The organism is Brevundimonas sp. UBA5866, from assembly GCF_002432125.1.
Lineage (GTDB): Bacteria > Pseudomonadota > Alphaproteobacteria > Caulobacterales > Caulobacteraceae > Brevundimonas.
Window position 1 is genome coordinate 8,801 of the sequence record NZ_DJFS01000088.1, and the last position, 227, is coordinate 9,027.

General features: G+C 63.4%; 1 pseudogene. It reads left to right on the top strand.

Features of this window, described 5'->3' with window-relative positions:
* Positions 1-227 (top strand): annotated as a pseudogene (locus tag B3H86_RS11710) (efflux RND transporter periplasmic adaptor subunit); the annotation flags it as partial.

The window sequence follows — 227 nt, forward strand, 5'->3', positions numbered from 1 at the left end:
TTCGCCCGCGCCGAGATCGATGCCGGAACCCGCGAGGCGACCGTCGTACCGACACAGGCTATCCTTTACCGAGACAACAAGGCCGGTGTGTTCGTCGTCGGCGAAGGCAACAAGGTCAGCTTTGTCAACGTGCGCGTCCTGCAACGCAGCAACGACCAGACCTCGGTCGAGGGCATACAGGCAGGTGCCCGCGTCGTGGTCGAGGGGGCTGGCTTCCTCAACAACGA